Source organism: Allobosea sp. UC22_33 (genome assembly GCF_042700715.1).
Classification (GTDB): domain Bacteria; phylum Pseudomonadota; class Alphaproteobacteria; order Rhizobiales; family Beijerinckiaceae; genus Allobosea.
Genome location: NZ_CP170556.1, coordinates 5,081,405 through 5,106,933 on the forward strand (window position 1 = coordinate 5,081,405; position 25,529 = coordinate 5,106,933).

The window sequence follows — 25,529 nt, forward strand, 5'->3', positions numbered from 1 at the left end:
GGGACCTCCGCGATGCTCAAACATACGCTGCAAAGGCTGCTGCTGGTCCTGCCGGTCCTGCTCGGCGTGCTGCTGATCGGCTTCCTGCTGATGCAGGTCGTGCCGACCGATCCGGCGCAGGTCCGCGCCGGCCCGACCGCGACGCAGGACGTGGTCGAGGCGATCCGTCAGGAACTCGGGTTGAACCAGCCGCTGTGGAAGCAGTTCGCGATCTATCTCGGGCGGCTGCTCCAGGGTGATCTCGGCGTTTCCATCATCAACAACGTCCCGGTGACGCAGGAACTCGGCAACACCATCGGCCCGACGCTGGAGCTGATGCTGGCCTCGCTGGTCTGGGCGATCCCGCTCGGCATGTTCCTCGGCACCGTCGGCGCCTATTACCGGGGCTCGCTGATCGACCGCGCGATCATGGCTTTCTCGGTCGCCGGCGTCTCGCTGCCGGTCTTCTTCCTCGGCCTCGGGCTGATCTGGCTCTTCGGCTTCTACTATCCAATCCTGCCCTTCACCGGGCGCACCGGCCCGCTCTGGACCTGGGAGGGTCTGCAAGGGATCATCCTGCCGGCGGTCACTTTGGGTGGCGTCTTCGTCGGCCCGGTCGCGCGGATGACCCGCACCTCGGTGCTGGACGAACTCGGCGCCGACCATGTCCGCACCGCCCGCGCCAAGGGGCTCAGCGAGAGCAGGGTCGTGCTGCGCCATACCTTGCGCAATGCCCTTGTCCCGGTCGTCACGCTGATCGGCCTGCAGATCGGCTTCCTGCTCGGCGGCGCCGTCGTCACCGAGACCGTGTTCTCCTGGCCGGGCATCGGCCGGCTCGCGGTCGGCGCCATCCTGTCGAGCGACCTGCCGATGGCGCAGGGCACGATCATCATGCTCTCGCTCGGCTTCATCCTGGTCAATCTCGCGGTGGACGTCCTCTATGCCGTGCTCGATCCGCGCGTGAGGGGCACCTGATGAGTTCTTCCATGAAGCTCGATCGCAATGCGCTCCAGCCCGGCGCCAAGACGGTCGAGGCCGCCGTGAGCGTCGCCGCCGCCGCGCCCGTTCGCCGCAAGACGGTGCTGCGGATGCTGCTGTCCGATGTCGGGTCCTGCATCGCGCTGGCCCTCGTCGTCCTCGCCATTCTCTGCGGGGCCTTCGCGCCCTGGCTCGCGCCGACCGATCCTTTCGTCAACGACATCGCCAACACGCTGAAGCCGCCGGGCGAGCTGGGCCTGCTCGGCACCGACGGGCAGGGTCGCAACATGATCACGCGCCTGCTCTTCGGCTTGCGCACGACCCTGCTGATGGGCTTCGCTTCGGTCCTGTTCGGCTGCACGATCGGCGGCGTCATCGGCTTCGTCGCCGCCTATTATCCGAAGGTGTCGGGCGTGCTGATGCGCTTCATGGACATCCTCCTGTCCTTTCCCGCCATCCTGTTCGGCCTCGCCATCGCCGCGATCTTCGGGCCGGGCCTGCTCGCGGTGATCATCGCGCTCTCGATCGCGACCGTGCCGCTGATGGCGCGCGTGGTGCGCGGCTCGGCGCTGGTCGTGCTGCAGCAGGGCTATATCGAGGCGGCGCGCTCGCTGGGCCTGAGCGACCTGCGGATCATCATCCGCTATGTCCTGCCGAACTGCCTCTCGGCGCTCTTCGTCTTCGTCACCTTGCGCTTCGGCCAGGTGATCCTGCTCGGCGCGGCCCTGTCCTTCCTGGGCCTCGGCGCCCAGCCGCCGACGGCCGAACTCGGCGCGATGGCGGCTGACGGGCGCAACTTCCTGTTCTTCGCGCCGCATGTCTCGGTCCTGCCGAGCCTGGTGATCTTCGCGGTGGTGCTGGCCTTCAATGTGCTTGGCGACTCCCTGCGGGACGCCCTCGATCCCAAGCTGCGCAAATAGCAGCCGATATCAACCAAGAAGCATCAAAAAAGGGGACTTGCTCGATGTTCAAACTCTCTACTCTGTTTCTCGCTGGCGCCGCCGCCGCAAGTTTTGCGGCCGTGCCCGCGGTCGCCCAGCAGAAGGCGCCGCTCTCGATCCTGCGCGTCATCGACGCCGACAACTACGATCCGATCCGCACCACCGCGACCGCGGCGGCCGAGGTCCTGTACATGATGGCCGACACGCTGGTGACGGTCGATTTCGACATGAAGACGATCAAGCCCGGCCTCGCCGATAGCTGGACGATCTCGCCCGACGGCACGACCTACACCTTCAAGATCCGCAAGGACGTGAAGTTCTGCGACGGCCGGCCGATGACGATCGACGACGTCGTCTATTCGCTGAAGCGCTGGACCGACCCGGCCAACAAGTCGCCGGTCTCCTTCCGCGGCGGCCCGGTCAAGGACATCCGCGCGGACGGCGATTCCACGCTGATCTACGAGCTGAAGGAGCCTTATAGCGACCTGATGTTCCAGCTCGCGCTGTCCTTCGCCTCGGTGGTCGACAAGGCGACCGTCGAGAAGCTCGGGCCGAATTTCGGCGTCCAGGGCTTCAATGGCACCGGCCCCTATTGCTGGTCGAAATGGACCCCGCGCCAGGAGCTCGTGCTCAAGAAGAACCCGCACTACGCCTGGGGTCCCGCGATCTACAAGGACCCGAAGCCGCAGATCGACGAGATCGTCTGGAAGGTGATCCCCGAGTCGAACACGCTGATGGCCGCGATCCAGGCCAAGCAGGCCGACGTGACCTATTACATGCCCTATATCGCGCTCGACACGATGCAGCGCATCCCCGGCATGACGGTGCAGCGGCAGGAAAACTACATCTACGACGTCTTCATGGGCTTCAAGGTCGACAAGCCGGTCTCGAAGGACAAGGCCATCCGCGAAGCCGTCAACATGGCCACCAACAAGGAGGCCATTTCCAAGGCGATCTTCTTCGGCAAGGGCTCGGCGCTGCCGTCCCTGCTCAATCCGGCCGTGCTCGACTACGACAAGGACACGGTCGCGAAGACGCCGAAATACGATCCGGCGGCGGCGGCCAAGCTTCTCGACGAGGCCGGCTGGAAGCCGGGCGCCGACGGTATCCGCGAGAAGGACGGCCAGAAGGCGACCTTCATCGTCTATGGCATCCGCAACGACACCAACCCGCGCATCTCCGAGGCGATGCAGGCCGACCTGCGCAAGGTCGGCATCGACATGAAGATCCAGCTCTGGGACGCGACCGTCGCCTGGGGCAAGCTGGCGACGCAGGAATTCGACGCCTTCTACATGTCCTACCCCTATGTGACGGCGACCGAGGCGCTGAACCTCTACTTCGCCAGCCGCCAGGCCCCGACGCCGAACCGGATGAACTGGAAGGACACCAAGACCGACGAGCTGCTCAAGGCTGCGGCCACCGCCGTCGATGCCGACAAGCGCAAGCAGGCGATCGGCGCGGTCCAGATGCAGCTCACCGAGGCGAATGTCTGGGTTCCCCTGGCCTCGCAGCCGCTCTGGGTCGTCGCCGGCGACCGGCTGGAGGGCGTGCGCGCCCACGGCATCTACGGTGCGGGCCTCTACAAGGGCCTCGACCTCAAGCTGAAGCGCTGAGCGTCTTCGGCGCCGCGCGGTGGGAACCGCGCGGCGCTTTTTCTATGTCTGGCCACTAGGGAGGAACTATCGTGACGATCACGGTCATCAAGAACGCCGAAGTCGTTGTCGCCTGGGATGCGGAAGCCTCCCGGCATGTCTATCTGCACGGAGCCGATGTCGCCTTCGAGGACGGCACGCTGCGTTATGTCGGGCCCCGCTACGAAGGGCCGGCCGACGAGACCGTCGACGGCAGCGGGCGCATGGTCATGCCCGGCCTCGTCAACATCCATTCGCATCCCTCGAGCGAGGCGCTGAACAAGGGCTTTCTCGACGAACTCGGCTCGCCCGCACTCTACAATTCCTCGCTCTACGAGTTCATGCCGATCCTGCGTCCGGACGCCGAGGCGGTGCCTGATTGCGTGCAGGTCGCCTATTCGGAATTGCTGCTCTCCGGCGTCACTACGCTCGCCGACATGTCGGTCGCTCATCCCGGCTGGATCGATCTGGCGGCCAATAGCGGCCTGCGCGTCTGCCTGTCGCCGATGTTCCGCTCGGCCCGCTGGTACACCAAGAACGGCCATGTCGTGGAATACGAGTGGGACGAGAAGGCCGGCGTCGCGGCCATGGAGCAGGCTTTCGCGGTCATCGAGCAGGCGCAGAAGCATCCGTCCGGCCGGCTCTTCGCGATGGTCTCTCCTTCGCAGATCGACACCTGCAGCGAGGGCCTGATCAAGGACAGCCACGCCGAGGCCAAGCGCCGTAACCTGCCCTGGCAGATCCACGCGGCCCAGTCGACGGTCGAGTTCCACGAGATCACCCGCCGCCATGGCGTGACGCCGATCCAGTGGCTGGAGAAGCTCGGCGTGCTCGGCGACACCAGCATCGTCGGCCACGGCATCTTCCTAGACGATTACCCCCGCGTCGCCTGGCACAGCCGCCGCGATCTCGCGCTGCTCGCCGAGACCGGCACGATGGTTGCCCATTGCCCGACGGTCTTCATGCGCCGCGGCATCGCGCTCGACGATTTCGGGCGCTATCGCCGCGCCGGTGTCCGCATCGGCCTGGGCACCGACACCTACCCGCACAACATGCTCGAGGAGATGCGCCATGTCGGCTATGTCGCCCGCATGATGGCGGAGAACCCGCGCACGCTGACCACCACCGACATTTTCGAAGCCGCGACCACGGCGGGCGCCGCCGCGCTCGGCCGCGACGATATCGGCCGCCTGGAAGCCGGCTGCAAGGCCGACCTCGTCATGGTCGACCTCAAGCACCCGATGATGCAGCCGCGTCGCGACCCCGTCCGCAGCATGGTCTATGCCGCGGCCGAGCGCGCCGTCGATCGCGTCTATGTCGACGGCAGGCTCGTCGTCCGCGACGGTACGGTCCTGACCATGGACTATCCGGCCGCAGCCTTGCGTCTCCACGAAGCCCAGAAGCGGACGGAAGCCGCGGCGCCCGGCAATGACTGGGTCAAGCGCCCGGTGACGGATTATTCCCCGCTGACCTTCCCGGTGAAGTGAGCGGAACCTGCGCGGTCATGCTCGGGCTTGACCCGAGCATCTCATGAAGGAGAGGCACCGGAGCCTTTCCCTGCCAGAGATTCTCGGGTCTGCGCTTCGCTTCGCCCGAGACGCCCTGCTATTTCGGGGTTCAGGGCGCATCGCCGCATCGTGAGCCCCCTGCGTCACGGCGCCCGCTTTCGGTGGGCGTGATCCGGCGCTAGGGTGTGCCTATGTCGCAGGCAGACGAGACAACGCAGACGGAGGCCGGCTCTTCGAGCCGTCTCGGCCTCATGCTGATCGGCGGAGGCTTCTTCGCCCTGTTTCTCACCGGCCTGCTGCTGTGGTGGCGCGAAGGCGATCGGCTCTTCACCGACGGTCTGATCGCCGCCATCGTGGCCTGTTTCTAGGCATCGGTCCGACAAGTGGGAACTGGTTTTCGGATCCGACCGATGCCTGGAAAAACGCTGTCTAGCGGCTGCGGCCGCCTGCTGGGATGAATTCCGTGAACCGCCGTCTCGTCCTGCCCCTCGTCGTCTTCCTGGCCGGGGCGCTCGCGCTCGCCGCAGCCGCGATCCTGACTTTCTCGCCCGGCCGCCAGGGCAGCAGTGGCAGTGGCGTCGCCAGCGTCGGCGGCCCGTTCACGCTGACGACGCAGGAGGGCAAGCCGCTCTCCGATACCGACCTGAAGGGCTCGCCGTTCCTGGTCTTCTTCGGCTTCACCCATTGCCCGGATATCTGCCCGACCAAGCTTTTCGAGATCTCGGAGGCCCTGCGCGCGGCCGGCGACGGCGCCAAGGCGAAGGGGCTTAAAGCGCTCTTCATCACGGTCGATCCCGAGCGCGACACGCCGGACGCGATGAAGAGCTATCTCGGCTCCTTCGATCCGCGCATCGTCGGCCTGAGCGGTGACCGGCCGGCCATCGACGCCGTGATCAAGGCCTACCGCGCCTATTCCAAGAAGGTCCCGCTCAAGGATGGCGACTACACGATGGACCATACCGCCCTGGTCTATCTGATGGGCAAGGACGGCCAATTCGTCGGCGCCTTCAATATCGAGCAGCCTCCGGCGCAGGCGGCAGCGGAGTGGCTGCGTCACTCGTAAGGGATGCTCATGGCAGCGAAGGCTGCTTCGACGACTGGCCGATGCTGGTCCCAGAGCATTTTCGAGCGAAGGGGACACCGGTTCGCGTCAAGACAATGCGATGAAGCATCGGCCTGGATCCATCCTGCGATTCGGAGAATTGCGGATTGCTCTAGGATGGTCGGTTGGGACGTCGGCGGGCGAGCCCGTGCTCGGTCTTGTTCCAGGCGAAGGGGCGCCTGAGATATTCGTAGAACGCGATCCAGGCAGCGAGCGAGATGAGCGCATAGTAGAGCGGCAGCAGCGGCACGAGCAGGAGGAGCCCCGGCGAGCCGCGCCGCAATGCGCCGACGATCGGCGGTATGAACAGGGCGATGCTGCCGAGCAGCCAGACACCCAGCGCGATGATCGAGGTCGCCGTGGCAAGTGTGCCCACCGGCTCGAACAGCGAGCCGTTCCAGCAGGCGATCAGGGCGGCGATGGCGAAAGCGGGATAGCCGAGCGCCGTCGCGACGGTGCCGAATACCAGCGACAGGAAGGCGAGGGTCGCGGCGATCCCGGCCTCGCGCATCAATCGCAAGGGCGCGCGCGAATGCGTCACCAATGTCTGGATATAGCCTTTGATCCAGCGCGACCGCTGCTTCAGCCAGGCCGGGATCGAGACCGGTGCCTCCTCGCGGGTATTGGAGGGCAGGTCGCCGATGCGATAACCGGCGCGCACCAGCCTGAAGCCGAGATCGGCGTCTTCCGTCACGTTCCAGGCATCCCAGCCGCCAACGGCGCGCAGCGCCTCGGTCCGGAAATGGTTTGAAGTGCCGCCCAACAGGATCGGCAGTTGGAATTGCAGAAGCCCGGGATTCAAGACCTCGAACAGGCCGGCATATTCCAATGCGAACAAGGCAGGCAGCACGCCTTCGTCGTCATGGTCGATCACGAGCCTAGCTTGCAGGCAGGCGAGGTCCTTCGGGCCTCCAAGGAAGCGGGCGGCCGCCATGCGCACCTGCTGCGGGTCGGGAATGTCTTCGGCATCGAAGATCGTGAAGAACATGCCGCGCGCTTCCAGCAGGGCGAGGTTGAGCGCCCGCGGCTTGGTACGTGGCAATCCTGGCGGAACGATCGTCACGGAAAAATGCGACGGCAGGGCCATCCCCGCCAGCGCATTTTGCATCACCGTGTCATCGGCTTCTATCAGGAGGCGGATGTCGAGCTTGGCGGGAGGATAATCGAGCGCTGCCAAGGCATCCGTCAGTTGCCGGAGCACGGCGATTTCCCGATAGAGCGGGACCGCGACGGTGTAGACGGGCAGGCGCGACTCGTCGATGCGCCAGCGATGGCTGCGCCAGAGATCGGGCGCCGAGCGTTCGATCGAGGCCGCCAGCCGCAGCAGGATCAGGCCGAGGAAGAGGGGGCCGAGCAGCAGCGCGAAGGCAAAGAAGGTTTCGAGCGGGGCGAAGACGCCGCCGGTCGCGGCAGCCGCGATCCCGCAGCCGCCCGTAATCGCCTGGCCCCGGCTCGCGCCCGTGCGGGCGCTGTCGCGGGCGAGGCCAGCGGGATCGAGCCCGGCCGCGTGCTCGGCCAGCGGGCCGGCATTGCTGTGGCGCAGGGCATCCCCGAAACGGCGCGGGGTCGTCACGGCGATGTCGTGGCGATGGCGTGGCCCGGCCTCGATCATCCGCCGCAGCGCCGGACCTTCGGGCGCGAGGATGAATCGGAACCGCAGGTCGTCGATCGTCGGCGCAATGCCCTGGCGCAGGATGGCATCGTGCCCGCCGCCGGGCATCGGGCGCGGCGGCTGCGGCAGGAAGGCGAGCCCCATCTCGTTCGCGAGTGCCCGGTAGAAGCCGGTCTCGTCGATCAGGCCGAGCGCGATCGCCTCGCGGACCGGCTCGGTGCGGTTGCGCCGGGATATGTCGGCAATGCGGGCGAGAAGCGAAGGCGCCAGGCCGTGCCGCGTCAGGAAGGCGAGTTCGACCGGCAGGCCGGTTGAACCCGGCCCGTGCCCGATCGGACGGTCGTCGTTACCGCTGCCCCCCACTGGCCCCGGTCCCGCTCCACGCGACGATGCCCGGCGCGGATGCGCCGGAAACAAGCTATGCTCGCCAGTGCCGTAACGAGAGTCGAGAGGCTGCGCGTCAAAGTTTCGTGAGGGGCGGCGGCGTCAGCGCGCCGCCAGGATCTCCGCGACCTGCGGGATATCCTTGTCGCCGCGACCTGAGAGGTTGACCACCATCAGATGGTCCTTCGGCTTCTGCGGGGCGAGATCGGCGACGCGGGCGAGCGCATGCGCGGATTCCAGGGCTGGGATGATGCCTTCCAGCCTTGAGATCAGCTGGAACGCCTCCAGCGCTTCCTCGTCGGTGGCCGAGAGGTACTTCGCCCGGCCGACATCATGCAGCCAGGAATGCTCCGGGCCGATGCCGGGATAGTCGAGCCCGGCCGAGATCGAATGCGCGTCCTTGATCTGCCCGTCATCGTCCATCAGCAGAAAGGTGCGATTGCCGTGCAGCACGCCGGGGCGCCCGCCGCTCAGCGAGGCCGCATGCAGGCCGCTCGGGATGCCGTGGCCGGCAGCCTCCACGCCGTAGATTTCGACGCTGGGATCGTCGAGGAACGGGTGGAACAGCCCCATCGCGTTCGAGCCGCCGCCGATGCAGGCGACGAGTGAATCGGGAAGGCGGCCTTCCGCCTCCTGCATCTGCTCACGGGTCTCCTTGCCGATGATCGACTGGAAGTCGCGCACCATCGCGGGATAGGGATGGGGGCCTGCGACCGTGCCGATGCAGTAGAAGGTCGTGCCGACATTGGTCACCCAGTCGCGCAGCGCCTCGTTCATGGCGTCCTTCAGCGTCTTGGTGCCGGATTCGACCGGGACCACCGTGGCGCCGAGCATCTGCATGCGGAAGACGTTGGGCGCCTGCCGGGCGACGTCGACCGCGCCCATGTAGACGATGCATTCCAGCCCGTAGCGGGCGCAGAGCGTCGCGGTCGCGACGCCGTGCTGGCCGGCGCCGGTCTCGGCGATGATGCGCTTCTTGCCCATGCGCCGCGCCAGCAAAATCTGGCCGAGCACGTTGTTCACCTTGTGGGAGCCGGTATGGTTCAACTCCTCGCGCTTCAGGTAGATCTTGGCGCCGCCGAAATGGTCCGTCAGGCGCTCGGCGAGATAGAGCGGCGAGGGCCGGCCGACATAATGCTTCAGCCCGCTGCTCATCTCGGCATGATAGGCCGGGTCGGCCTTGGCGGCGTTATAGGCCTCTTCCAGTTCCAGGATCAGCGGCATCAGCGTTTCCGCGACGAAGCGGCCGCCGAACAGGCCGAAGCGGCCGTTCTCGTCCGGGCCGTTGCGATAGCTGTTCGGGGTCGAGGGGGCGTTCATGCGCTCGAGCTTTCCTGTCCTGCCGCCGCGGCCTTGCGGGCCGCCGCGATGAATTCCGCGATCCGGGCGGGGTCCTTGATCCCCGGCGCGCTTTCGACGCCTGATGATACGTCGACACCGGCCGGATGGGTCACCTGGATCGCCTCGGCGACATTCGCCGGATCGAGCCCGCCCGATAGCATGAAGCGCTGGGAAGGGTCGAGACCGCCCAGCAGGCCCCAGTCGAAGGGCTTGCCATGCCCGCCGGGGAAGGCCGCGTCCTTCGGCGGCTTGGCGTCGAGCAGGATGAGATCGGCGGCGTCGCGATAGCCGGCGACGGCGCTCAGGTCCTCGGCCGTGGCGATGCCGAGGGCCTTCATCACCGGCCGGGCGACGGCACGGCGCAGGGCCGCGGTCTGCTCGGGCGTCTCGCGGCCATGAAACTGGAACCAGTCGGGTTTCAACGCCTCGGCAAGTTCGGCGGCCCGCTGCTCGCTCCAGTCGACGACGAGCGCGACGATCTCGGTCTTGCCGCGGGCGATCGCCGCCAGTTCCCTGGCGCGCTCCAGCGTGACGTAGCGCGGGCTCTTCGGGTGGAAATTGAGCCCGATCATGTCGGCGCCGGCCGCGAGCGCGGCCTCCAGCGTCTCGGGGGTCGAGAGGCCACAGATCTTGATCAGGAAGGGCGAACCAGTGGACATGGCCCGGCGTTTAGCACGGTCCGTCCGCGGGCGCATGCCGTACTTGCGACATGATGGCGAAGGAAGCCATGCTTGCATGGGGCGAAGAAGGGGGCGTTGATTGATCCGGCTGGGTATGGGCAGGCGAGGGCTGGCGATCGCGGCGGGGCTGCTCGCCGTCTCCGGCCTCGTCGTGGCGGTATTCTATTATGTCGGCCAGCCGCGGACCCTGCGCCTTGCGGTCGGGCCGCTCGGCTCCGAGGATGCCCGCATGGCTGCTGCCTTCGTGCAGGGCCTCAATCGCGACAAGGCTTCGGTGCGGCTGCGTCTCGTCCTGACGGAGGGTTCCGAGGACAGCGCCAAGCGGATCGATGCCGGCCAGGCCGATCTCGCCATGCTGCGCGCCGACATTGCCATGCCCTCGACTGCCGACACCGTGCTGATCACCCGCCGGACCTTCCCTTTCTTCATCACCGGGGCCGAGACCGCCATCGGCCGCATCGCCGAATTGCGCGGCCGCCGGATCGGCGTGTCCCGCAATCCGGCCGGCAACATCACGCTGCTGAAGCGGGTGCTGGCGCAATACGAGGTCCGGCCGGACGAGGTCGAGATCGTGGGCTTGAGCCAGGAGGAGATCGTGGCGGCGGCGAAGGAGAAGCGCATCGACGTCTTCTTCTCGATCAACGCGGTCGGCTCCCACACTAATAACGACGGCTTGCGCCGCCTGCGCGAGGCCTGGGGCAACGACCCCGTTCTGATCCCCGTCCGCGAGGCCGATGCGCTCGCCCTGCACTACCGCGCGATCGAATCCGGCGAGATCGTGCGCGGTGCGTTGGGCGGCGATCCGCCCCGTCCGGCCGAGAGCCTGCAGACCATCTCGATCACCTCGCGCCTCGTCGCGGCACAGGGCCTTGACGACAATCTCGTCGGCGAACTGACCAAGGACATCCTCGGCCTGCGCCTGACGCTGGCCTCGGAACTGCCGGCCGTGCAGGCGCTGGAGACGCCCTCGACCGACAAGGACGCGCCGCTGCCGGTTCATTCCGGCGCGGCCGCCTATATCGACGGGGAGCAGGAGAGCTTCTTCGACCGCTATGGCGACTGGTTCTATATCGGCGCGATGGCGCTTTCGGCCGTGGGCACGGGCGGCGCTGCCCTGCTCGGCCGCGAAAGCGCCAACCGCCGCCGACGGGCGATGGCGGGCCTCGACGAATTGCTGGAGCTTCTCGCCGTGATCCGTTCCTGCGAGGACGAGGCGGAATTGATGCGCCTCGGCCAGGAAGCCGACCAGATCCTGACGCGCGTGCTGGCGGATTATGCCAAGGGCGATCTCGACGTGGCCGCGCTCGCCGCCTACCGCCTCGCCATCGATCAGGTCGGCCGGGCCGTGGCCGAACGGCAGCGCGCGCTGGCGGAGGCTTGAGCGCATTTACTTTTCGGCAGCCTCGGCGGTTGCCGAAAAGCCCGCCAACGTTTATGTGCAGCGCAACGAATTCCAGATTCACGTGAAACAGGCTGCGCCGGCGGGGCATCGCTCCAGACCGGCTCGTGGCCTTGAAAGCAAGGCCCAGACCCGCATGTCCATGCGCAACATCGCCATCATCGCGCACGTCGACCATGGCAAGACCACGCTCGTCGACAAGCTCCTGCAGCAGTCCGGCACCTACCGCGACAACCAGCGCGTCATCGAGCGCGTGATGGATTCGAACGACCTCGAGAAGGAGCGCGGCATCACCATCCTGGCCAAGGCGACCTCGGTCGTCTGGAAGGACACGCGCATCAACATCGTCGACACCCCCGGCCACGCCGATTTCGGCGGCGAGGTCGAGCGCATCCTGAACATGGTCGACTCGGCCATCGTGCTGGTCGATGCCGCCGAGGGCCCGATGCCGCAGACCAAGTTCGTGGTCTCCAAGGCGCTGAAGCTCGGCCTTCGCCCGATCGTGGCGATCAACAAGGTCGACAAGCCGGACGCCCGCACCACCGAAGTCATCAACGAGGTCTTCGACCTCTTCGCCGCGCTCGACGCCACCGACGAGCAGCTCGACTTCCCGATCCTCTACGGTTCGGGCAAGCAGGGCTGGATGGCCCATTCGCCGGAAGGCCCGCAGGATAACGGCCTCGCGCCGATGTATGACCTCATCCTCTCGCATGTGCCGGAGCCCAAGGTCGAGGAAGGCCCGTTCCGCATGATCGGCACGCTGCTGGAGGCCAACCCCTATCTCGGCCGCATCATCACCGGCCGCGTCACCTCGGGCACGGCCAAGCCGAACCAGACCGTCAAGGTGCTCTCCGGCGACGGCTCGACCGTCGAGACCGGCCGCATCTCGAAGATCCTCGCCTTCCGCGGCCTCGAGCGCCAGCCGATCGAAGAGGCCGTCGCCGGCGACATCGTCTCGATCGCGGGCCTGGTGAAGGGCTCCGTCGCCGACACCTTCTGCGACCCGTCAGTCGACACTCCGATCAAGGCGCAGCCGATCGACCCGCCGACGGTGTCGATGACCTTCATGGTCAACGATTCCCCGCTCGCCGGCACCGAGGGCGACAAGGTCACCACCCGCGTCATCCGCGACCGCCTGTTCAAGGAGGCCGAGGGCAACGTCGCGCTGAAGATCGAGGAAGCCTCCGACAAGGACAGCTACATCGTCTCCGGCCGTGGCGAACTCCAGCTCGCGATCCTGATCGAGACGATGCGCCGCGAGGGCTTCGAGCTCGGCGTCTCCCGCCCCCGCGTCGTGCTGAAGCGCGGCGAGGACGGCCAGCTTCTGGAGCCGATCGAAGAGGTCGTGATCGACGTCGACGAGGAGCATTCCGGCGTCGTCGTGCAGAAGATGTCCGAGCGCAAGGCCGACATGCTGGAGATGCGTCCCTCCGGCGGCAATCGCCTGCGCCTCGTCTTCCACGCCCCGACCCGCGGCCTGATCGGCTACCAGGGCGAATTGCTGACCGACACGCGCGGCACCGCCATCATGAACCGGCTGTTCCATGACTACCTGCCCTACAAGGGCGAGATCGGCGGGCGCCGCAACGGCGTGCTGATCGCGATGGAGACCGGCGAGGCCGTGGCCTACGCGCTGTGGAACCTCGAAGACCGCGGCCCGATGATGATCGAGCCGGGCTGGAAGGTCTATCAGGGCATGATCGTCGGCGAGCACACCCGCGAGAACGATCTCGAGGTGAACGTGCTCAAGGGCAAGAAGCTCACCAACATCCGCACGACCTCGAAGGACGAGGCGGTGCGCCTGACCCCGCCGATCCGCATGACGCTGGAGCGTTCGCTGGCCTGGATCGACGACGACGAGCTCGTCGAGGTCACGCCGAAGTCGATCCGCCTGCGCAAGGGCATCCTCGACCCGAACGAGCGCAAGCGCTCGCAGAAGCAGAAGGCCGAAAGTGGCCTGAGATCAAATGCCCGGGCGCGAGCCCGGGCATTTTCGTTTCCGGGTCTGCGCTGAGCGCAGCCCGCGGATGACGCGCCGGGCGATTGTCCTTGCCCGCCCGCTCTGATCCTCTGCCCGCCTCTCAGGGGAAGGATCACCACCATGCAATTCCGCAATCTCGGCCGCTCGGGCCTGCGCGTCTCGCTCGTCGGGCTCGGCTGCAACAATTTCGGCGGCCGTATCGACCTCGACGCGACGCGCAAGGTCGTCGATGCCGCGATCGAGCACGGCATCACCCTGTTCGACACGGCCGATATCTATGGTGAGCGCGGCGGCTCCGAGACGGCTTTGGGCGAGGTTCTGGGCGCGCGCCGCAAGCAGATCGTGCTCGCCAGCAAGTTCGGCATGGATATGGATACTGAGAGCGTGAAGAAGGGCGGCTCGCGCCGCTACATCATGAACGCCGTCGAGGATTCGCTCCGGCGCCTCAAGACCGACTGGCTCGATCTCTATCAGCTCCACCGGCCTGACCCGCTGACCCCGATCGAGGAGACGCTGCGCGCGCTCGACGATCTCGTCCGCCAGGGCAAGGTCCGCTATGTCGGTTGCTCCAACGTCGTCGCCTGGCAGGTCGCTGATGCCCAGTGGACGGCGCGCGATCTCGGCATCCCCGGTTTCGCCTCGGCGCAGGACGAGTACAGCCTGCTGAAGCGCGGCGCCGAGAAGGACCTGATCCCCGCCATCGCCCATTACGGCATGGGCCTGCTGCCCTATTTCCCGCTCGCCAACGGCGCGCTCACCGGCAAGTACAAGCGCGGCGCGGCGATGCCGGAAGGCGCGCGCCTGACCAAGCTGCCGCAGCGCGCCGACGAGATCTTCAGCGCGGATAACTGGCGCCGCATCGAGGGCCTGACCGCCTTCGCCGAGCAGCGCGGTCATACGCTGGTCGAGCTGGCCTTTTCCTGGCTTGCGGCCCAGCCCGTCGTCTCCAGCGTCATCGCTGGTGCCACCAAGCCGGAGCAGGTCGCGGCCAACGTCAAGGCGGCCGACTGGGTGCTGAGCGCGGAAGACCTCGCCGAGATCGACAAGATCACCGCCTGAGCCCGAGGCTCACAGGAAGGTTGCGATCTCCTCCAGCGGCTTCTTGCCGATGGCGGGGACGCGGCAATCCTCCTTGGGATAGCCGACGACGAGCAGGATCAGCGCCTTCTCGTTGTCGGGCCGCCCGCAGAGCTCGTTCAGGAAGTTCATCGGCGCCGGCGTATGCGTCAGCGTCGCCAGCCCGGCATCGTGCAGCGCCGCGATCAGGAAGCCGGTGGCGATGCCCACTGACTCAGGCACGTAATAGTGCTTGATCCTGTTGCCCTCGGCATCATGGCCCCAGCGCTGCGCGAAGATCGCGATCAGCCAGGGGGCGTTCTCCAGGAAAGGCTTCTGGTCGTCCGTGCCGAGATGGGCGAGCGCGTCCAGCCATTCCTCGCCGGCGCGGCCGGCATAGAAGGCGCGCTCCTCCTCTTCCGCGCCCTCGCGGATCAGCTTCTTGCGCTGGGGGTCCGCGATGCAGGCGAAGCTCCAGGGCTGCTGGTTGGCGCCTGAGGGAGCCGTGCCGGCGACGCGCACGGCGGTCTCGATCAATTCGCGCGGCACCGGCCTGTCGGAGAAGTCGCGCACGGTACGGCGCTTGCGCATGCGGGCGAGGAAGGCCTCCGCCCGCCCCTGCATCTCCGCTTCCGGAACACTCTCGAAGACGAGGGGCATGGTGACATAGGGACTCACGACGCTTCGCTCCTGACGCATTTTGGCCAGCTTGCTGCGAATCGCCGCCCGGATGCAATGGACCGGTTGCGTCTGCCCGCTTATGGTCCGCGCCATGAGCGAGACAACCACCACCGCGCCCGCCCTGAAGCCCGGCGACCATCTCTTCCTGGTCGATGGCTCGAACTTCATTTTCCGGGCCTATTTCCAGTCGATCAATCAGGACCGGAAATACAATGCCCGGTCGGACGGCTTGCCTTCCGGCGCGGTCCGGCTCTTCGCCACCAAGCTCTTCCAGTTCGTGCGCGAGGGCGTGCTCGGCGTCCGGCCAACCCATCTCGCCATCGTCTTCGACAAGTCGGAGAACTCGTTCCGCAAGGCGATCTACCCGGCCTACAAGGGCAACCGCTCGGAGCCGCCGGCCGATCTCATCCCGCAATTCCCGCTGATGCGCGAGGCGGTGCGCGCCTTCGGCCTGATCCCGGTCGAGCAGGATGTCTACGAGGCCGACGATCTGATCGCGACCTATGCGAAGCAGGCGCGCGAGGCTGGCGCCGATGTCCTCATCGTCTCCGCCGACAAGGACCTGATGCAGCTGGTGAAGCCGGGCGTCGCCATGTACGATCCCGCCTCCGGCGACCAGAAGAAGGGCGCGGGCTTCCGGGCCGAGCGCCGCATCGGCGAGCCCGAGGTCGTCGAGTATTTCGGCGTCATGCCGGACAAGGTCACCGATGTGCAGGCGCTGGCCGGCGACGCCACCGACAACGTGCCGGGCGCACCGGGCATCGGCATCAAGACCGCGGCCCAGCTCATCGGCGAATATGGCGATCTCGAAACCCTGCTGGCGCGGGCCGGCGAGATCAAGCAGCCGAAGCGCCGGGAGACGCTGACCAATCCCGAGGTGATCGAGAAGGTCCGCATCTCCCACAAGCTCGTCAGCCTTGTCGACGACGTGAAGGTCGAGACGCCGCTGGAAAACCTGACGCTGGAGCAGCCCGATCCGGCCAAGCTCATCGCCTTCCTCAAGGCGATGGAATTCACGACCATCACCAAGCGCGTCGCCGAGGCCTATGAGGCCGATGTCGGCGCCGTCGACGCCGATCCGGATCTGGCGCCGGGTGGCGCACGCGCCGCCGAGCTCAAGGCGCTCTATGTCGGGGCCGATGCGATCGAGGACGCTGTTTCCGGCTCCACACCGGTTGCGTCTCCCGCGCCTGCCGCTGCCGCCTCGGGCGCCGCGGTCGGCGAAGACGGCTGGCTGAAGCCGGGCGACCTCGCCGCTGCCCGCAAGAACGAGGCGATCGCAGGCAAGATCGACCGCACAGCCTATGAATGCGTGCGTACGCTCGCCGATCTCGAACGCTGGATCGGCTGGGCTTACGAAGTTGGCCATGTCGCGCTCGACACGGAGACCACCTCCCTCGACGCGATGCAGGCCGATCTCGCCGGCATCTCGCTGGCGGTCGCGCCGGGCCGCGCCTGCTATATCCCGCTCCAGCATCGCGGCGGCGATGGCGGCCTTTTCGATGAAGGTTTGCTCGAAGGCCAGATTCCATTGGCGCAGGCCGTCGCCGCCCTGAAGCCGCTCCTCGCCGATCAGGGCGTGCTTAAGATCGGCCAGAACCTGAAATACGATTTGCTGATCCTGGAGCGTCATGGCCTCAGCGTGTCCCCGATCGAGGACACCATGCTGATCTCCTATGCGCTCGATGCCGGCAACAACAGCCACGGCATGGACAAGCTCTCGGAACTGCATCTCGGCCACGAGACGATTCCCTATGCGCAGGTCGCCGGCACCGGAAAATCGCAGGTCACCTTCGACAAGGTCCCGCTCGACCGCGCGACGGACTATGCCGCCGAGGATGCCGACGTCACGCTCCGGCTCTGGCTCGCACTGAAGCCGCGTCTTGTCGCCGAGAAGAAGACGGCGGTCTACGAGGTGCTGGAGCGGCCGATGGTCGAGGTCCTCGCCCGGATGGAGCGCCGCGGCATCGCCATCGATCGGCAGATCCTCTCCCGCCTCTCCGGCGATTTCGCGCAGGGGCTGGCCCGGCTGGAGGACGAGATCTACGAGCTCGCCGGCGAGAAATTCACGATCGGCAGCCCCAAGCAGCTCGGCGACATCCTGTTCGGCAAGATGGGGCTGGCGGGCGCCAAGAAGACCGCGACCGGCCAGTGGGCCACCGGCGCCGGCGTGCTGGAAGAGCTTGCCGAGCAGGGGCATCCGCTGCCCTCCAAGATCCTGGAATGGCGCCAGCTCGCCAAGCTGAAATCGACCTATACCGACTCGCTGCCAGCTTACGTGAACCCTCAAACCAACCGGGTCCACACCTCCTATGCGCTGGCTGCGACCACGACGGGCCGGCTCTCCTCCTCCGAACCGAACTTGCAGAACATCCCGATCCGCACCGAGGCCGGCCGCAAGATCCGCACCGCCTTCGTGCCCGAGAAGGGCTACAAGCTGGTCTCGGCCGACTACAGCCAGATCGAACTGCGCCTGCTCGCCCACATCGCCGAGATTCCGCAGCTCCGGCAGGCCTTCGCCGATGGCATCGACATCCACGCCATGACGGCATCCGAGATGTTCAGCGTGCCCGTCGAGGGCATGCCGAGCGAGGTGCGCCGCCGCGCCAAGGCGATCAATTTCGGCATCATCTACGGCATCTCCGCCTTCGGCCTCGCCAACCAGCTCGGCATCGGCCGCGAGGAGGCGAGCGCCTATATCCGCAAGTATTTCGAGCGCTTCCCCGGCATCCGCGACTACATGGACCAGACCAAGACCCATGTCCGCGCCCATGGCCAGGTCACGACGATCTTCGGCCGCGTCTGCCATTTCCCGGCGGTTTCATCGAAGAACCCGTCCGAGCGCGCCTTCGTCGAGCGCCAGGCGATCAACGCCCCGATCCAGGGCTCGGCCGCCGACATCATCCGCCGGGCGATGACCCGCATGGATGACGCCCTCGCCGCCAACCGGCTGGGCGCCCGCATGCTCCTGCAGGTCCATGACGAGCTGGTCTTCGAGGTGCCGGAGGAGGAGGTCGAGAAGACCTTGCCGATCATCGAGAAGGTCATGGTCGAGGCGCCGCATCCGGCCGTGCAATTGCGCGTGCCGCTCGCGGTCGAGGCCCGCGCCGCCGGCAACTGGGACGAGGCGCACTAAGAGCCTCTCGCCAACCGGAACCCGGTCGATCTTTCCAGCGTTGATCCCGTTGACGCGCCAGGGGGGCGCGGCTCGCGCGTTGGAAGCATCCCATGCTCAGTTCATCGGCCTGGCGGCCGTTTCCGCGCTACATGGCCGAGGCGGAACCGGTCGAGGACACCGTGGAGGTCACGCCCGTCGAGCATGACCTCATCGTCCGCTACGCCATCGTCGGCATCTTCGTTATTCTCGCCACGGCCTCGCTGGCACTGACCAAGGTCATCGCGATGCCGGTCGTTGCGGGCGTCATTTTCGGGCTCGTGCTCGGGCCCCTGGTCGATGTGCTGGCCCGCCACCGCGTTCCCCAACACGCGGCTGCGGCCCTGGTGGTGCTGCTCTTCATTGGCCTGCTGCTCGGCGCGGTCGCGATCCTCGCCGTGCCGGTCGCCGGCTGGAGCGACCAGGCTCCGGCGATGATGGCGGCCCTGCACGGCAAGCTCGCCGGCGTCTTCGCCTTCATGGACGAGTTCAAGCGCGGCATCGCATCCATAACCGGCAAGGGCGCCGAACTCAGCGTCTCCCAGGGTAATCCGCTCTTCGACATCGCCATGTCCTCGTCGACGGCGGCCGGCGGCATGCTGATCTTCGTCGCGACGATCTATTTCTGGCTGGCGACGCGTCGCCACCTCAAGGCACGCGTGCTCAGGCTCTGTCTCGGCCGGGGCGCGCGCCGTTCGGCCGGGTCCTTCTTCGAGGAGATCGAGGCACGGGTGGCGACCTATTTCGCGTTGGTGACGGTGATCAATCTCGGCATGGGCATCCTGACGATGGCGATCGCCTGGCTCGCGGGCCTGCCTTTTCCAGTCTTTTGGGGCGCGCTCGCCTTCCTGCTCAACTATCTCGCCTTCGTCGGGCCTATCTTCGTCGCGATCATGCTTCTCGCCGGCGCGTTGCTGGATGCGCCCTCGATTCTCGCAGCGCTCTGGCCGGCCGCGGCCTATTATGTCCTGCACCTGATCGAGGGCAACGCGGTCACGCCCGTCTTCGTCGGCAACCGGCTGACGATCTCCCCCTTCCTCGTTTTCATCGCCTTTATCTTCTGGCTCTGGCTCTGGGGGCCCGTCGGCGCCGTGCTCTCGACGCCGATCGTCATCGTCGCCATGGTGGCGCAGGAGGAATTTGCGCGCTATCGCCGCGAAAAGGCCAGGGCAGATACCGAAGAGGCTGAGAAGACCGGCGAAGCCCAAGCTGCCTGAGCGGTTTCCGGAACAGAACCGCCGTGCACGCGTTGCCCGATCAAGCGGAAGCCCTTGCGGCCGCCGCGCCTCCTCGCCACCATCCACACTTCCATCAGCGACAGGACGACATTGCCATGGCCACCACGACATCCGCGAAACGTCAGGCTGCCGCCGCTGCCAAGCGGGCGAAGGCCGAGGTCGAAGCCGGCGCCGAGGATGTGGCGGCCGAGGTCCGCCAGGCCGGAGCCCGTGCCAAGCGCCAGGCGAGCGCGCTGGAGGACACCCTGACCCGTAGCGCCGAAGATATCGCCGCGACCGTCAGCGAGCGCCTGCGCGCCGTAGGCGTCGATACCGACCGCATGGTCGACGTCGCCAAGGAACAGGCGACCGAACTGCAGCAACTGATCGAGGCTGAGATCCGCGAGCGGCCGCTGCGCGCGCTTGGCCTGGCGGCGGCAGTCGGCCTGTTCGTCGGCTTCCTGTCGGCGCGCTGACCATGTTCGGGGGGATCGGGTCCTTCATCTCCGCGGAGATTTCCGGGGTGGTGAGGCGCAATGTCACCGTCTACGGCCTGTTCGGCCTTGCCGCCTTGCTCATGCTCTGCGCCGGCGGCTATGCCCTGAATGCGCTGCATACCGTGCTGGTGCTGCGCTACGGCGCTGTCGCCGCCAGCCTCTGGATCGCCGGAGGGCTGTTCCTTGCGGCCCTGCTGGCGCTGGGCGCGGCGACCATCGTCAAGAATCGCCGCCGGCCGCCGCGCCCTGCGGCGACTGCGGCTTTCGCGGCCGCGCCGCTGGCCGCAAAGCTCATCGGATCACGCCTGAGCTGGCGGATGGCTGCAGCAGGCGGCATCGTCGTGCTCGGCGCGATTCTGGGTCGCCAGATCGTTGCGGGCGGCTCGGATGACGATGGGGAAGCCTGATTCCGCGCCAGGTGGCGGCATGGACGAGGCATGTCTTTTTACATAGGGATGTCGACATGCGTCCCCTAACAAGACCTGCATGTCTGCTCAGGTGAGGCCCCGCAACCGCTTTCCGATGCCGGTTTTTCCGGTCTTTGGCGCGCGCCTTCGCTCGGCGACGACCACGATCATCGCGATCGGGGTTGTCGCGCTCGCGATCCTGCTGGCCGCCTGGATCAACTGGCAGGCGCGGCAGACGGCGGACCGCGTCTCCCATGCCATCGAGATTCGCGAGCGGGCCGAGCGCTTCCTCGGCCGGATGCGCGATGCCGAGACCGGCCAGCGCGGCTTCCTGCTGACCGGGGAGGCCGATTATCTCGATCCCTTCACCGAGGGCAGGGCTGCGGCCGGGCCCGAACTCGACATCCTGGCCGCGCTCGTCGATGCCGATCCGGCCCAGAAGGAACGGGTCGCGGCGCTGCGCACGGATATGGGCACCAAATTCGCGGAGCTCGACCGGACGATCTCGCTGGAGCGGGCCGGCCGCCGGCCCGAGGCGCTGGCGCTGGTCCGCAGCGAAAGCGGCATCGCCGCGATGGACCGGCTGCGCGAGACCGTCCAGGCCATCCAGCAGAGCGAGAACATCCGGCTGATGTCGCTCTACCGCCGCGAGGAGCGCCGCCGCCTCTGGGGCAGCACCGGCATCATCATTGCGCTCGCCGGCCTTGCCTTCGCCGCCTGGCAGCAATTGCGCCGCCGCCAGCGCCGCAGCAATGCGCTCGCGATCAGCAATGCCGAACTCGAGCGGATCGTGGGGGAGCGCACCAGCCAGCTCGAAAGCGAGCGCCTGCGCATCGAGGCGCTGCTGCGCGATGTCAATCACCGGGTTGGCAACAACCTCGCCATGGTTTCGGCCCTGCTCAATGTCCAGAGCCGGCAGACGCGCGAGCCGGCGGTCAAGGCGGCCTTGGCCCAGGCGCAGTCGCGCATCCAGGCGATCGCGGCCGGGCAGCGGCGCCTGCGCCTCGACATCGAGACCGACGAGATCGACGCGCGCCCCTATATGGAAGACCTGCTCGCCGAGATCGGCAAGGCGGCCGAGGGCCGGCCGATCCGGATCGATCTCGAGATGGAAGCGATCCGTCTGCCGGGACGGGATGCCGTTTCCTTCGTCGTCATCGTCAACGAGCTCGTGACCAACGCCATCAAGCACGCCTTTCCCGATGGCGTGGCGGGACGGATCGTCATCCGCTTCGTACCGACGGCGTTCGGGGGCGAGCCGGCGCTTGCCCTGTCGATCGAGGATGACGGCGTCGGCATGCCCCAGGAAGTGGCGAGCAAGGGCCTGGGCCAGACGGTGATCGCCAGCCTGCTGCGCAGCATGCGGGCGACGATGACCGCCGAGCCGGCTGATTGCGAGCAGCCCGGGCGTCCGGGCACGCGAGTGACGATCGTCTTTCCGAAGCGGGAAACGCCGCCGGCTCAGGCCTGACGTCGCGATCTCAGCTTTGCGCGGCCTTCAGCTCGGGCACGCCCACGGCGGTTTTCACGAAGGCCGCGACCTCGCGCGTGGAGAACGGCTTGCGCAGGAAGCGGGCGCCGCGCAACTCGGCCGGCACCTCGTGCGGCGCCGATCCCGAAACGAAGGCGAAGGGCGTGCCGGTTTCCTGGAGGATGCTCGCGACATCGAAGGTCTTGCCGCCGACGACATCGATGTCGAGCAGGGCGCAGGCGAGCTGCTTTGCCGTCATCCGCCGGGCTTCCGCGACGGATTCGACGATGATCAGCTCGACCCCGTCGCCGAGCTGCTCGGCAACGGCGCTTTCGATGTCCATCGCGATGAACGGGTCGTCCTCGACGATGAGTACGCGGATATCAGCCATCGACCGGCTCTCTCACTCACTGCAATCCTGTTACGGGATCTCAACGTAACAGGATTGGCGATGTTCCTGCTCTGGCGCCCCAGCATGGCGGAAAGCGAGGAATTTGAGTCGATTTTGAGCAGTCAAGGTTAGCAAAAAGGTAATGCCGTCCTCGGTTCGGAAGCGTCAGCGGCGGCGGCCGGGTTCGACGAGCGTCAGGTCGAGCGCGGTCACGCCGATCGCGACATTGATGCCGCGATTGCCCTGGAGCGGCAGCGGCAGCAGGGTCGCTTCGTTGTCCTTTCCGCCGGACAGCGCATTGCCGGGAGCGGAGGGAGCAGTCGTGCTGCCGCTCTTGTAGGACCCGCTCAGCGCGCCGAGAGACGCACGCGCATAGGGACCGTAGACGCGCCAGACCATGGTCGCATTCCGGACGGTGCCGAGATCCAGGCTGAAGTTGCGGACGATACCCGTATAATGCTGCATCGGGCCGCGGCGCGGCCGGAAGCGGCATTCGGTCGGGCGCTGGGCCTTGGCGATGCCGCTGAAATTGCTGCCGACGGTACAGGACAGGCGCCCTGTCGGCGGGCCTGCGCTCTGCGCTGCGGCAGGCTCATGCATTCCGATGAGGCCGGCAAAGGCAAGGGCGGTTAGACAGGATCGGGATTGCCCTCGGCTCATCGCGAATGCTCCTCGTGAACTGGCGGGACGAACGCCCCAAGAAACCCACAGTTCCAGCGTAGGGAACAGGCAGGAGTTTGTAGCGTTGGCGTTTCATCTTGGCATGGGAATGTCGATGTCCGTGAGTCGTCCTCTGGGGGAAACCCCAACAATAATCGATCCCGATCTCGTGATGGCGCTGCCGCCATTCTGGGAGCTCGAGGATCTCGTCGCCACGGGTCTCGATCAGGCCGCCGCGCTGGCTGTGATGGCCGCGCGCCGCAACGGCCCCCGCCTGGTCGGCGACCTCGTCTCGTCCGGTGACGAGCAAGGCTTCCTCCTGCGCTTCGATCCGGCAGACCGTTCCCACTGAGTTCGATTGCCTATTGGCAGAAGCGGGACGCGCGCGAGCGCCGCTCCTGGATGTCGACATGCAGGTGATTGGCATGGGCGGCGTCCGAACCCGGTCCCAGCACCGTCATGAAGGCGCCGCAGGCCGATTGCCTGACCGCATCGAGGAAGCGGCTCTGCGTCAGGCCGCCCGGCTTCTCCACCACGACCTGTGATGCACCCGCCCCGATTCCCAGCTTGAAAGCGAAGATGTCCAGCGCCTGGCCGGTGGCATGCTCGCTGAGCGGGCCGGCCGAAGCCCGGTTGCGCCGCCGGCATTCATGACCTCCCCCGACACGCAGGCTCGCGATGTCTTGCTCGAAATGCCCGCGCGCCAGCGGCTGGACGCTGCTGTCGAGCCAATGGGCCAGCGTTTTCGCCATGGCGCAGCTCAGCAGCGGCGGCGGCTCGAAGGACACGGTCGCGGCGCCGCCCGATCCCCTGATCGCGAGAGCCTCGACACGGACGGGGTCGTCGATCCGGCAGGCAGGGTCTTTCTCCAGTGTGGAAGGCGTGGCCGGCGTGACCCGGTTGCCGGGGATGGCTGACAGCGCCGACAGGCACGAACTCTGCCCGGCCGGTGTCGCCGCGTTGTCGGTCTTCGCGGAAGCGGGTGCCGTGCTCTGAGGCTCGGTCTTGCGCGCTTTATCCGGGATGGACGGGCGCAATTCCGGCGGCCGGGGCGGAGGACGCTGCGCGGAGAGCGGTGCAGTGACCGGCGCGGCCAGGCCCAGGGCCGGCACGATGCACAGGCCGATCGCGGCGAGGAGCGCGGTCGCGACGATCCGCCTCGTCCGGTGTCCTTGTCGAAGGACCAGGGAGTGCGTCGGGCCGAGGCTGAATGGGGGACCGGTTAGCTGTCCAGGGCCGAGGCGCTGGCGATCGTGACGCCGGTCAGGCCTGCCAGCGCAAGCGACAGGATTTCCGCGCTCGGCGCTCCCGGTTGCACGATGCCGGTGAACAGCGCTGCCCCGATCGATAGTGCCGCGATAGCGGCCGAGAAGCAGGTCGTCGCCATGATCCACGCCCTCCCCAACTGCAAACGAAACTGTCATTCCACGCGGAACGCATCATCTCCGCACGGGTTCCCGGGTGGCAAGAAAAAAGGCCCGCGGACGTTAGCCGCGGGCCTTGATCGTCTTCACAGGGAAGCGAAGCGTCAGGCGGCCTTGCGGCCGGCGCGGCGGTCGAAGAACAGCGCCTGGCTGATCGCGGCCTTCACGGCCTCCGGCTGGAACGGCTTGGTGATCAGGAAGGCCGGCTCCGGCCGGTCGCCCGTGAGGAGGCGCTCGGGATAGGCGGTGATGAAGATGACCGGCACGTCGATTGTCGACAGGATCTCGTTGACGGCGTCGAGGCCCGAGCTGCCATCGGCGAGCTGGATGTCGGCGAGCACGAGGCCGGGCCGCCTTTTGGCGACGAGCGCGATCGCCTCGCGCTGGGTGCGGGCGACGCCCGTGACGGTATGGCCGAGCTCCTCGACCATCGTCTCGATGTCGAGCGCGATGATCGGCTCGTCCTCGATGATCAGCACTTCGGTCGCGACCTGCTCGGCGATCTCCTGGCCGGCGGTCTGGATCAGCGCGGAAGCTTCCGCGGCCGTGACGTCCATGACCTTGGCCACGTCGTCGAGCGGGAAGCCTTCCACCGTCCGCAGCAGGAAGGCCTGGCGCGGACGCGGGGTCAGCGCCTCGAGATTGCGCTCGGCCGGCGCGCGCGAGAGCTCGACCACGGGGGCGGCGGCATCGACGCTGGCCGAGGACCACAGCTTCAGGAACGTCCTGTACAGGCCGATCCGCGGATCGAGGTCGCGCGGGAAACCGGAGGGGTCCGCGACGAGCGCTTCGAGCATGGCGACGACATAGGCGTCGCCGCTCGGTTGGCTTCCGCAAAGCGCGCGCGCGAAGCGGCGCAGATAGGGAAGATGAGGCGCAATTTCTTTTGCAATCGACATGAACGCGTCCCTTTTAACGTGCCGGAATAATGGCTTAGGATGCGCGAGAGACAAGGAATTTATTTTTGCGAGGCGACGGAACCTTCGCTTAGGGTACCCGTTATTAGGGCGTATTGGTGTCGCCATCGCGACGTGG

24 protein-coding genes are annotated in these 25,529 nt (G+C 67.0%); 15 read left to right on the forward strand and 9 right to left on the reverse strand.

The features are described from left to right. The first annotated feature begins 12 nt into the window (after positions 1–12). From ACFJGT_RS24595 to ACFJGT_RS24620, 6 genes are all read left to right on the forward strand, one after another. Positions 13–954: an ABC transporter permease gene (locus ACFJGT_RS24595; RefSeq protein ID WP_377843766.1), complete on the forward strand. Its 942-nt coding sequence runs from the start codon at positions 13–15 to the stop codon at positions 952–954. Then, complete coding sequence (locus ACFJGT_RS24600) at positions 954–1,877, forward strand: ABC transporter permease (RefSeq protein ID WP_377843767.1); 924 nt, start codon at positions 954–956, stop codon at positions 1,875–1,877. Before ACFJGT_RS24595 ends, ACFJGT_RS24600 begins: the two co-directional genes overlap by 1 nt. Positions 1,878–1,921: 44 nt before the next feature. Further along, positions 1,922–3,511 (forward strand): ABC transporter substrate-binding protein, encoded by a 1,590-nt coding sequence (locus tag ACFJGT_RS24605; RefSeq protein WP_377843768.1) that lies wholly within the window; start codon positions 1,922–1,924, stop codon positions 3,509–3,511. Positions 3,512–3,582: 71 nt separating this feature from the next. Beyond that, positions 3,583–5,016, forward strand: a complete 1,434-nt coding sequence (locus tag ACFJGT_RS24610; protein ID WP_377843773.1) for an amidohydrolase family protein — start codon at positions 3,583–3,585, stop codon at positions 5,014–5,016. A gap of 212 nt (positions 5,017–5,228) precedes the next feature. Next, entirely contained in the window at positions 5,229–5,405 is a 177-nt protein-coding gene (locus ACFJGT_RS24615; protein WP_156367053.1) for a hypothetical protein, read from the forward strand. An 86-nt stretch (positions 5,406–5,491) separates the two neighbouring features. Further along, entirely contained in the window at positions 5,492–6,100 is a 609-nt protein-coding gene (locus ACFJGT_RS24620; protein WP_377843776.1) for an SCO family protein, read from the forward strand. 151 nt (positions 6,101–6,251) lie between these two features. Here ACFJGT_RS24620 and ACFJGT_RS24625 read toward each other — a convergent pair whose 3' ends face one another. The 3 genes from ACFJGT_RS24625 to ACFJGT_RS24635 all read right to left on the reverse strand — a co-directional run bounded on the left by ACFJGT_RS24625 (position 6,252) and on the right by ACFJGT_RS24635 (position 10,135). After that, positions 6,252–8,114: a glycosyltransferase family 2 protein gene (locus tag ACFJGT_RS24625; protein ID WP_377843781.1), complete on the reverse strand. Its 1,863-nt coding sequence runs from the start codon at positions 8,112–8,114 to the stop codon at positions 6,252–6,254. A gap of 123 nt (positions 8,115–8,237) precedes the next feature. Continuing rightward, entirely contained in the window at positions 8,238–9,455 is a 1,218-nt protein-coding gene (gene trpB / locus ACFJGT_RS24630) for a tryptophan synthase subunit beta (protein ID WP_377843784.1), read from the reverse strand. Further along, positions 9,452–10,135: a phosphoribosylanthranilate isomerase gene (locus ACFJGT_RS24635; protein WP_377843787.1), complete on the reverse strand. Its 684-nt coding sequence runs from the start codon at positions 10,133–10,135 to the stop codon at positions 9,452–9,454. Before ACFJGT_RS24635 ends, trpB begins: the two co-directional genes overlap by 4 nt. Before the next feature lie 100 nt (positions 10,136–10,235). On the opposite strand from ACFJGT_RS24635, the gene ACFJGT_RS24640 reads away from it, so the two are divergent. The 3 genes from ACFJGT_RS24640 (at position 10,236) to ACFJGT_RS24650 (ending at position 14,595) form a co-directional block, all read left to right on the forward strand. Continuing rightward, the gene (locus ACFJGT_RS24640) at positions 10,236–11,537 is read left to right on the forward strand and encodes a TAXI family TRAP transporter solute-binding subunit (RefSeq protein ID WP_377843790.1); all 1,302 of its coding nucleotides are present in this window, start codon (positions 10,236–10,238) and stop codon (positions 11,535–11,537) included. A 154-nt stretch (positions 11,538–11,691) separates the two neighbouring features. Continuing rightward, positions 11,692–13,569, forward strand: a complete 1,878-nt coding sequence (gene typA / locus ACFJGT_RS24645; protein WP_377843793.1) for a translational GTPase TypA — start codon at positions 11,692–11,694, stop codon at positions 13,567–13,569. Between the two features lie 87 nt (positions 13,570–13,656). Beyond that, positions 13,657–14,595 carry an aldo/keto reductase gene (locus ACFJGT_RS24650; RefSeq protein WP_377843796.1) on the forward strand — a complete coding sequence of 313 codons (939 nt, stop codon included), beginning with the start codon at positions 13,657–13,659 and terminating at the stop codon, positions 14,593–14,595. Between the two features lie 9 nt (positions 14,596–14,604). Here the strand turns inward: ACFJGT_RS24650 and ACFJGT_RS24655 are convergent, their stop codons facing one another. Then, complete coding sequence (locus tag ACFJGT_RS24655) at positions 14,605–15,270, reverse strand: nitroreductase family protein (RefSeq protein WP_377843799.1); 666 nt, start codon at positions 15,268–15,270, stop codon at positions 14,605–14,607. A 94-nt stretch (positions 15,271–15,364) separates the two neighbouring features. On the opposite strand from ACFJGT_RS24655, the gene polA reads away from it, so the two are divergent. The 5 genes from polA to ACFJGT_RS24680 all read left to right on the forward strand — a co-directional run bounded on the left by polA (position 15,365) and on the right by ACFJGT_RS24680 (position 22,019). After that, a complete protein-coding gene (polA, locus tag ACFJGT_RS24660) occupies positions 15,365–18,409 on the forward strand; it encodes a DNA polymerase I (RefSeq protein WP_377843802.1) in 3,045 nt (1,014 codons plus the stop codon). 92 nt (positions 18,410–18,501) lie between these two features. Then, entirely contained in the window at positions 18,502–19,644 is a 1,143-nt protein-coding gene (locus ACFJGT_RS24665; RefSeq protein ID WP_377843805.1) for an AI-2E family transporter, read from the forward strand. Positions 19,645–19,760: 116 nt separating this feature from the next. Beyond that, positions 19,761–20,120, forward strand: a complete 360-nt coding sequence (locus ACFJGT_RS24670) for a hypothetical protein (RefSeq protein ID WP_377843807.1) — start codon at positions 19,761–19,763, stop codon at positions 20,118–20,120. Positions 20,121–20,122: 2 nt separating this feature from the next. Next, positions 20,123–20,548: a hypothetical protein gene (locus tag ACFJGT_RS24675; RefSeq protein WP_377843809.1), complete on the forward strand. Its 426-nt coding sequence runs from the start codon at positions 20,123–20,125 to the stop codon at positions 20,546–20,548. 79 nt (positions 20,549–20,627) lie between these two features. Next, positions 20,628–22,019 (forward strand): sensor histidine kinase, encoded by a 1,392-nt coding sequence (locus ACFJGT_RS24680; RefSeq protein WP_377843811.1) that lies wholly within the window; start codon positions 20,628–20,630, stop codon positions 22,017–22,019. A 10-nt stretch (positions 22,020–22,029) separates the two neighbouring features. Here the strand turns inward: ACFJGT_RS24680 and ACFJGT_RS24685 are convergent, their stop codons facing one another. Beyond that, entirely contained in the window at positions 22,030–22,410 is a 381-nt protein-coding gene (locus ACFJGT_RS24685; RefSeq protein WP_377843813.1) for a response regulator, read from the reverse strand. Positions 22,411–22,575: 165 nt separating this feature from the next. Continuing rightward, positions 22,576–23,010, reverse strand: coding sequence for a DUF992 domain-containing protein (locus ACFJGT_RS24690; RefSeq protein ID WP_377843815.1), 435 nt, complete (start codon positions 23,008–23,010; stop codon positions 22,576–22,578). A 145-nt stretch (positions 23,011–23,155) separates the two neighbouring features. Between ACFJGT_RS24690 and ACFJGT_RS24695 the strand changes: the two genes are divergently transcribed. Continuing rightward, on the forward strand, positions 23,156–23,422 hold the full coding sequence (locus ACFJGT_RS24695; protein WP_377843817.1) for a hypothetical protein: 267 nt from the start codon (positions 23,156–23,158) through the stop codon (positions 23,420–23,422). 10 nt (positions 23,423–23,432) lie between these two features. Here ACFJGT_RS24695 and ACFJGT_RS24700 read toward each other — a convergent pair whose 3' ends face one another. The 3 genes from ACFJGT_RS24700 to ACFJGT_RS24710 all read right to left on the reverse strand — a co-directional run bounded on the left by ACFJGT_RS24700 (position 23,433) and on the right by ACFJGT_RS24710 (position 25,393). Next, positions 23,433–24,182 (reverse strand): extensin family protein, encoded by a 750-nt coding sequence (locus ACFJGT_RS24700; RefSeq protein ID WP_377843819.1) that lies wholly within the window; start codon positions 24,180–24,182, stop codon positions 23,433–23,435. 110 nt (positions 24,183–24,292) lie between these two features. Beyond that, entirely contained in the window at positions 24,293–24,457 is a 165-nt protein-coding gene (locus ACFJGT_RS24705) for a hypothetical protein (protein ID WP_377843821.1), read from the reverse strand. A 141-nt stretch (positions 24,458–24,598) separates the two neighbouring features. After that, positions 24,599–25,393: a response regulator gene (locus ACFJGT_RS24710; RefSeq protein WP_377843823.1), complete on the reverse strand. Its 795-nt coding sequence runs from the start codon at positions 25,391–25,393 to the stop codon at positions 24,599–24,601. Positions 25,394–25,529 lie beyond the last annotated feature (136 nt).